Source organism: Blastomonas sp. (assembly GCF_041747255.1).
Classification (GTDB): Bacteria; Pseudomonadota; Alphaproteobacteria; order Sphingomonadales; family Sphingomonadaceae; genus Blastomonas.
In genome coordinates this window covers 1-8,106 of record NZ_JBGTFM010000340.1, presented here as the reverse complement: position 1 = coordinate 8,106, position 8,106 = coordinate 1, and the positions used below count along the sequence as shown (strand labels likewise).

The following is an 8,106-nucleotide window of genomic DNA, read 5'->3' as shown; positions in this document are numbered from 1 at the left end:
TGATCTGGGTGGTCGCATCCGAGATCATTCCCGACACGCACCGGCGCATGGATGGGCAAAAGGCAACCGCAGGCCTGATGGTCGGCCTTACTGCCATGATGTTTCTCGATACCACCCTGGGTTAGCCAGCATCGTGCAGATTATCCCAAGGCCGCCAGCGCCCGACAAACATGGGGCAACATCAAGATATTTTTTTCGCAAATATCACGGCCCCGAATGCTGAAAAGCTCGCGTGGTGAATGTATCCGAAATCTTGCTGCCGAGGATGGTGGCATTTGGGCGCACGCAAAAACTGGATGCCATGCTCGATTGCAGAGCAAACGGATTTAAAAAAATCGTTATTGATTCTTGTTAATTACGATTGTTCTTGAGTGTTTAACATTGTTGGCGTGATTCATTAAAGGCATGTCCTCGCAATCACACAGCTTGCACATATCAATTTTGGGGGAAACTATGTTACAGCCCGATGATCAGGAATATTGCCTGGCACGCGCCGCTGTTGCGCGAGAACTGCAAGACCGGGCAGCAGATCCCGCGGTCGCTGCGATCCATGCTGAATTCGCGATCCGCTACGATCGCTTGGCTGCCCAGCCGGCGCGCAGCAACCGTCGGATCCTGACGATCGCTTAACCCAGTTTGCGCAACCGGCGGTGCAGATAGTTTTCGTCAAAGCCGGCAATCTGGATGAGTTTGACGGGGTCAAGGATCGTGACGCTCCCGCGTTTAAGTGACATCGCGCCCGCCAGCCGCAGCTCTTTCAAAATGCGATTGATATGGACAGCGGTCATGCCCAGGGCATCGGCCAGAACGAGTTGAGAGAGCGGCAGATCAAACTCGTCGTCGTCCGTCAGGCCGATGTTACGCGCCCTGAGGTATAGCTCGCAAATCAGATGCGCAACGCGCTCGACCGAGCTGCGCCGACCCATGCTGAAAATCCATGCCCGCATCACCCCTTCATCGACCAGCTGCGCAGAATACATCGCATTGGCAATGTTGGGATGCTTATGCATCATCGCCTGCATATCCACCTTGGTGACCGTTGCGACCATCGCTGGTGTGATCGCCTGGATGCTGTGGTCCATTGCTGCGAGCAGCTTGATATGCAGGTCGCAGGCATCGCCGGGCATCAGGAACGCCATGATCTGGCGTGAGCCGCTGGGCAGGATCTTGTAACGACAGACCCATCCTTCCAGAACCACAAACATCGGGCCTGGCTCGTCGCCTTCGCGAATCAGGTCCTGCCGCGCGTTATAACGGCGCGGATGAGCCGTCGCCGTCTCAAGCGCGAGGGCGTCAGCAGCTGCCAGATCGGCCAATCCGCTCAATTTTTTGACAAAACGATTGGTCACTGGCTTAAACTAGCATCGATAGCAAAATTTAGATATTGATCAGTGTTGTTGTTGATTGTTGTTATAAGTTGTGGTTTTAATTGGAGAAATGGCGTATCATAAGCTCATCGTTGGCAGGCTCAACCAGGCGTCGACGGCTGAGAGCGCATGTCTGCCCTCGCCTGTACCAAAGGTTTCGCCATGACGACCAACGACAATGAGTCTGCGCTGGGGCAGACGACCTCACAGTCATCCGACGCGCACGGTCAGGCCGCGTTGCTTCTGATCGAAAGCCTGATTCACGGGCTTTGCGAGAACGCGACGCTGCTGACCGCTGAAGCCATCGACATTGCCGATCGGGCCGCGAGTGTGCAGCGTGATCAAGCCGCGGCGACGAATGATGCGCGCGCATCAATGTGGCGATCGCATGCGCTTTTGATGGCGATCTCGGCATCGCTCAGAACCGATGATGAAGGTGATCCATCTTCGCTCACTCTTTTGCCATAAGGGTGATGTCTCGACGAGATGGTGTGACCAGCGCGGGACCGAACCGGCAGCGTATGGAATCTTAAAAAAATTCATTCAAACCAATCCATGTCAAGGTGGGAGCGGTTGGTTTGACCTAGCAGTAGTGTCGGCACGGTGACTTTGGTCCCGATCCCCCCCTCCGACCGTTCCCGAAGCGCACCGTGCCAACCCGATTGTCGCAAGGGATATCATGACATGGCAAATTCAGGCTGGTTGCGTTTGGGGTTACTCACCGCCGGTGCCGCCGCCGCGGGCAGCATGTGGACCATGCGCAGGCAGCAGCCCAATCGTGATGCAGCCCCGGTGCGCACGGCGCGCAACATGCGCATGTTTGGCGATTATCTCGTAGCCGGAGCCACCGTCACGATCCAGGCCAGCCCCGAAACGATCACCCAGGCCTGGCAAAACTCGGCAGAACTGTGGGCCGCGATGGAATACACGCCGTTTCCTGAGGGCAGCCAGCCCGGCCTGCTGATCACCCCGCCCGAGCTGCACGCGCGCATTTCCCAGCCGTTGCTGCTGGAGATCGTCACTGACAAGCCCGATGAGGTGATCGCCTGGCGATCCGGCGGCGATGGGCAAGACGATGTCCATGGCCGCATCCGGTTTCATGATAACGGCAGCAAAGGCACCGCAATCGAAATCATATTTGCATTCAAGCCTGAGGTTTTGCGCACTGGATTGCAAACCGGTGCCGCGCTGCTTGCCACCGTGAATGCAGGCCTGCTGCGCGATCTGCGGCGGATGAAAATGCTCATCGAAACTGGCGAAATCGCCACGGCCTGCAACCAGCGCTCCGCCGCTTAACTCTCAAGGAACCATCGATGCGCGCAGCCACCTTTCAGGGCAAAGGCAAGATCGACGTGCGGCACATGCCGGACCCCCAGATCGTCAACCCCCGCGATGCCGTCATCGAGGTCACATCGACAGCCATCTGCGGATCAGACCTTCATCTTTATGGCGGCGTGATCCCCGGCGTCGAACATGATGATATTCTGGGCCATGAGTTCATGGGGCGTGTCATCGAGGTTGGTCAGGGCAGCACGCTGACCGTGGGCCAGCGCGTCGTTGTGCCCTTCACGATTTCGTGCGGTGCGTGCTTTCAATGCGAGGCGCTGCGCTTCAGCGCGTGCGACAACACATGCCCGGTTGAAAACCAGGAAGTGGCAGAACAGGCCTTTGGCTATCCGCTGGCCGGCATGTTCGGTTTTTCGGGCCTCACCGGAGGCTATCCCGGGGGACAGGCGCAATATGTCCGCGTGCCTTTTTCCGACGTCGGTCCGATTGTCGTGCCCGATGACATTCCCGATGACCGGCTGCTGTTCCTGTCCGATATCCTGCCCACCGGCTGGATGGCTGCGCTCAACGCCGAGATCGAACCCGGCGACACCATTGCGGTGTGGGGCTGCGGACCGGTCGGGCTGTTTGCCATTCTCAGCGCGTTTCGCCAGCATGCCGGGCGGGTGATCGCGATTGACGGCGTGCCGGGGCGGCTTGCGCTCGCCGAAACGCTCGGCGCAGAGCCGGTCAACTATCATGAAACCGATATCCTGGAGGCGCTCAAGCAGATGACCGGCGGTGTCGGCCCCGATGCGGTGATCGACGCCGTCGGCATGGAGGCGCACGGTTTTGCGCTCGACAATGTCGCCGACACGATCAAGCAGAAGGTCGGGATGGGTCAGGACCGTGCCCATGTGCTGCGTCAGGCGATCATGGCGTGCCGCAAGGGCGGGCGGGTGTCTGTGCCGGGAGTTTATGGCGGCAAGACCGATCTCTTCCCAATGGGTGCGTTGATGCAAAAGGGCCTGCAACTGCGCACCGGCCAGACGCATGTGCAGCGCTACACCGGTGAATTGCTTGAGATGATCGAGCAGGACGAGATCGATCCCAGCTTTCTGATCAGTCACCATCTGCCACTGGAGGAGGCTGCAACCGGATACCGCAACTTCCGCGACAACCAAGATGAATGGATCAAAGTGGTCCTGCAGCCGTAAGTCACCCTGAGACAGATACGCAGGAGTGACAGTTGGCCAACGGATGGGCGCGCGATGGCGCCATACAGGATCAGATCGACGATACCGTGACCGACGCTGTGCGCCTCGCGCGCGCGCAGCTGCCGTCGGGCGAGGGGTTCATGTTCTGCGAGGATTGCGGTGATGACATCCCGCAGGCGCGGCGCGAGGCCTTGCCCGCCAGCCGAACGTGTGTCGATTGCCAGGCTGCCCGCGAATCCCTGACGCGTCCGGCCGGAATCAATCGCCGGGGAAGCAAGGACAGCCAACTGCGCTGAGCGCGGCGTTATCGTGCTTGCGCTAAGAGCGTCGCTGCAGCCAAGCTTGCCAAACCAAAGCGATTACCTGAATGATCGACCGTCCCGAGCGAAGCTTGATGCTTTGCAGATCAGCGCGCATCTGGAGCGGCTTGACCGGGGGCATTTGACCGCCCGTCCATCTGACCCGGTTGTGACATGGTGCTGCCTGACCGCGATGCCGCTGGGTTATTGCCGTCGATTTTGTCGAGGTGATCGTGGTGCTTGGCGACCACCTGCGCGACCTTCTGGGCAAAGGCCCTGAGCTGCGTGGTCTCGCCGTTGGCCGAATAGGACTGATGCAGCGCCAGCGCCTTGCGGTGCGCCGTCATTTGCTGCGCCATATACTCAGTATCGAAAGCGTGGCCCTGCGTCATGTTGAGCTTTTCCAGCATGGCCTGGTGTTCGGCGTCGAGCATGGTGGGCGGGTCGGTCGGCATTTTGGCCTGCCCAAGCGCGGTCTTCATATCGCGCGATGATTGCGAATGGTCAGCAATCATCATCCGGCCGAAGGAGCGGGTTTCATCGGAATTGCCCTTGTTGACCGCCAACTGACCTGACTGAATTTCGTATAGATCAGACATGGCCGCGCGGGCGACATAGGTTGCCGTCGGCAGGTTCTGCTCGGCGACCATGCCAGTGTCACCGCCAGACCCGGGCGCTGCGTCCTCAAGGGCGGAGTCGTCGGCAGCATTCTGGTTGGCCGAACGATCGTTGGTCGCATCGCAGGAGACCACCAGAAGGGCCGAGGCGACAATGATCAAGCTGCGCATAGTAAATCCTTTCAAACCGATTCGATGTTGCGCTTCGATAAACCTGCGGTCCGATCGTTGCATTGACATAGGCTAATCATGGCGATCGCTTGCTTGCTCAGCCGTGTCATTGGCTGCAGCGCAGGGCATTCAATAGGCAGGCAGCGTCTGCACTGCGAAACACCAACCGCGCAGCTCAGGCCCCGCCGCGCGTTCCAAAAGCGCCTCGCGGTCATCGATGGTCCACTGGCTCGCGCTTTTGGTTTCGGCAAGCCGTTCCCAGCCAATTGGCACGGCCACCGGGGCGTGCGGCCGGGCGCGGACCGAATAGGGCATCACCGCCGTGCTGCCGCGCTCGTTGCGCAGCCAGTCGATGAATATCTTGCCCTTGCGCTTGGCCTTGCTCATCGTCGCGACGAAACGCTCAGGCTCAGCAAGGCTCAGCGCCTCGGCAAAATGCCGTGCGAACGCTTTGTGCGCATCCCAGCCGTGGCCGGGATCGAGCGGGACGATGACATGAATGCCCTTGCCGCCGGTCAGCATGGCGAAGCTGACGAGGCCGATGACGGCAAGGTGCCCGCGGATATCCAGTGCGGCTTTCTTGACGTCTGTAAAGTCAAGGCCTTCGTCAGGATCGAGATCGAACACCAGCCGGTCCGGCTGTTCCACGGCTTCGATCTGGCTGGCCCAGCCGTGAAATTCGATCGTGCCCATCTGCACGCAGGCGAGCAGGCCGTCGCCATCGTCGATATAAAGATAGTCCTCATGCCCGCCGTCCTTCTCGCGGATCGCAATGTGGTGGACATGGTCTCCGAACGAGCCTGAATCATGCTTCTGGAAAAAGCACGCCTTGGCGCGTCCTTGCGGACAGCGCACCAGACTGATCGGGCGGCGCGCGGCGTGCGTCACCATGATCGGGGCGATGGCAGCATAATAATCGGCAAGATCCCCCTTGGTCTTTTTTGCTTCGGGAAAGATGATGCGTTCGCGGCTCGAAATGTTGACCGAGCTTTCGGGCGGCGGCGCTGGCGCAGCGATCTCCGGGCCCACATCGCGCGCCGACTTGTCGCTGCGCAGCCCCAGAAAGCTGGCATGGCGCACCGATCCGCCAGCGGTGAACTCTGCAAAAGCGATCTCTGCGACAAGGCTAGGCTTGAGCCAGTGCGCATGACGTGCAGCAGCGGCATCGACCGGCAGCGGCGGGGTCTTGCGCGTCAGCTTGGCGAATTGTTTGGCGAGATCAGCCATGGCATCACCGGTGAACCCGGTGCCGACATTGCCCTTGTAGACCAGCGCATCGCCTTCATGCTGTGCGAGCAGCAGCGAGGCGAACGGACGTGCTTTGGCTTTTGAAGGGTTCCAGCCGACAATGACGAACTCCTGGCGGCGGGTGCATTTCACCTTGACCCAGTTTGCCGATCGTTTGCCTGCATATTTGGCATCGGCGCGTTTGGAAATGATCCCTTCCTGTCCCGCGCTGCACATCGCATCGTACAGCTTCTCTCCGGCACCGATGACATGATCGGCGACCGCAATCGGCGCGCGCGCGTGATGGAGCAGCGCCTCGAGCCGTTCCTTGCGCTCGAGATTGCCCAGCGCGGTCAGCGCCTTTCCCTCCAGTTCGAGCAGATCGAAGGCGAAGAACAACAGTTCGGTGTCCTCACCCTGCGCGCCATGCCCCCGCTTCAATACTGCCTGGAGCGCCGAAAAATCTGGATTGCCGGTCTTGTCCATGGCGACGATCTCGCCGTCGATCAAACACGACGGCAGATCGAGAGCCGCGATATGCCGCACCAGCGGCGCGAACTTGTCGGTCCAGTCCAGCCCGTTGCGGGTGTAGATGCGCACATCCACGCCCGCCGCAGCCACCGCGCCGCGATACCCGTCATATTTGATCTCGTGGATCCAGTCATGCCCGGTCGGGACAGCATCGACCAGCGTTGCAAGCTGCAAGGCGCGAAAATCTGGAGCATTGCCCCTCGGTGCTGGCTTGGTGGGCGCCTTGCCTGGTAGCTTGGGCCGCCCGCCGGATTTGGCGCCGGGTTTGGCGCTGGCCTTGAGAGGCGCGCCTGTCTCCCCGGCAGCGATCTGGGCCATGCTGCGCGCGGTCAGCACGCTGGTAATTTCGCGCCCCACCAGATCGTCCGTCCCGCCTGCCCAGGCATCGTCTATCTTGCGCAGCAGCCAGTTCTCGCGCTTTTCGCCCGCCCTTGGCTTCATCCGCACCAGCAGCCACTCGCCTTTCATGCGCTGCCCGTCGAGGGTGAAATGGAGATGGCCCTCGTCGATGTCGCTGGCGCTTTTTCCTTCGATCGGCGCCCAACTGCCGCTGTCCCACAGCATCACTGTGCCGCCGCCATAGGCGCCCTTGGGAATCACGCCTTCAAAATCGGCATAAGACATCGGGTGGTCTTCGGTGCGCACCGCCAGCCGCTTGTCCTGGGGGTTTGCGCTGGGGCCTTTGGTCACGGCCCAGCTTTTCAGCACGCCATTGATCTCGAGCCGCAGGTCAAAATGCAGCCGCGTGGCATCATGCTTCTGCACGATGAAACGCTTGCCGCCGGGTTTGCCAGCTTTGCCCGCAGGCTCGGGAGTCAGCTTGAAATCACGTTTCGCATTATATTGCGCAAGGGGATCAGCCGATTTGGCCATATCAGGCCTGCTTGCGCACAGGGGCCTTTTTGGGCGGCGTCTTCTTTGCCGGTGCTGCCTTCTTCGGCGCGGCCTGTTTCTTGCCATCGACCGAGGCCTTGAGCGCCGCCATCAGATCAATTACGTTGGACCCGCGGCTGGTATCGGCAGGCTCATCGACATCCTCGAGCACGCGCTTGCCCTTCGCCTTGGCTTTCTTGGCGATGACGCGCTTGAGCGCATCGACATAATGGTTCTCATAATCGCTGGCATCGAAATCGCCCGATTTGTTGCTGATCAGCGTTTCGGCCAGTTCGAGCAGACCGGCATCAGGCTTGGTTTCGGCGACGTCGCGGAAATAGTCGGCCGCCTTGTTGACCTCATCGGCGTAGCGCAGGACTTCGAGGATCAGCCCCCGGCCACAGGGGCGCAGCGCCACCAGCTGTTCCTGTCCGCGCAGCGACAGCTGGCCCAGTCCCACCTTCTTGGTGCGCTTGAGCGCATCACGCAGCACGATATAGGCTTCCTCCGCCAGCTCATCGGCAGGGACGACATAATA

8 protein-coding genes are annotated in these 8,106 nt (G+C 60.2%); 4 read left to right on the top strand and 4 right to left on the bottom strand.

Annotation, left to right across the window (positions count from 1 at the left end; genetic code table 11):
- Positions 1 to 626 precede the first annotated feature (626 nt).
- The gene (locus ACEW8G_RS11570) at positions 627 to 1,349 is read right to left on the bottom strand and encodes a Crp/Fnr family transcriptional regulator (protein WP_373488570.1); all 723 of its coding nucleotides are present in this window, start codon (positions 1,347 to 1,349) and stop codon (positions 627 to 629) included.
- Between the two features lie 147 nt (positions 1,350 to 1,496).
- Between ACEW8G_RS11570 and ACEW8G_RS11565 the strand changes: the two genes are divergently transcribed.
- The 4 genes from ACEW8G_RS11565 to ACEW8G_RS11550 all read left to right on the top strand — a co-directional run bounded on the left by ACEW8G_RS11565 (position 1,497) and on the right by ACEW8G_RS11550 (position 4,146).
- Positions 1,497 to 1,835 (top strand): hypothetical protein, encoded by a 339-nt coding sequence (locus ACEW8G_RS11565; protein ID WP_373488569.1) that lies wholly within the window; start codon positions 1,497 to 1,499, stop codon positions 1,833 to 1,835.
- Between the two features lie 216 nt (positions 1,836 to 2,051).
- Positions 2,052 to 2,663: a hypothetical protein gene (locus ACEW8G_RS11560; protein WP_373488568.1), complete on the top strand. Its 612-nt coding sequence runs from the start codon at positions 2,052 to 2,054 to the stop codon at positions 2,661 to 2,663.
- Between the two features lie 17 nt (positions 2,664 to 2,680).
- A complete protein-coding gene (locus ACEW8G_RS11555) occupies positions 2,681 to 3,850 on the top strand; it encodes a zinc-dependent alcohol dehydrogenase (RefSeq protein ID WP_373488567.1) in 1,170 nt (389 codons plus the stop codon).
- A gap of 32 nt (positions 3,851 to 3,882) precedes the next feature.
- Complete coding sequence (locus ACEW8G_RS11550; protein WP_373488566.1) at positions 3,883 to 4,146, top strand: DksA/TraR family C4-type zinc finger protein; 264 nt, start codon at positions 3,883 to 3,885, stop codon at positions 4,144 to 4,146.
- Between the two features lie 110 nt (positions 4,147 to 4,256).
- Here the strand turns inward: ACEW8G_RS11550 and ACEW8G_RS11545 are convergent, their stop codons facing one another.
- The 3 genes from ACEW8G_RS11545 to ACEW8G_RS11535 form a co-directional block, all read right to left on the bottom strand.
- Positions 4,257 to 4,937 (bottom strand): DUF4142 domain-containing protein, encoded by a 681-nt coding sequence (locus tag ACEW8G_RS11545; RefSeq protein ID WP_373488565.1) that lies wholly within the window; start codon positions 4,935 to 4,937, stop codon positions 4,257 to 4,259.
- Between the two features lie 129 nt (positions 4,938 to 5,066).
- The gene (gene ligD / locus ACEW8G_RS11540) at positions 5,067 to 7,568 is read right to left on the bottom strand and encodes a DNA ligase D (RefSeq protein ID WP_373488564.1); all 2,502 of its coding nucleotides are present in this window, start codon (positions 7,566 to 7,568) and stop codon (positions 5,067 to 5,069) included.
- 1 nt (position 7,569) lies between these two features.
- Positions 7,570 to 8,106, bottom strand: a 537-nt coding sequence (locus ACEW8G_RS11535; protein ID WP_373488563.1) for a Ku protein, incomplete at its 5' end; no start/stop codon positions are given.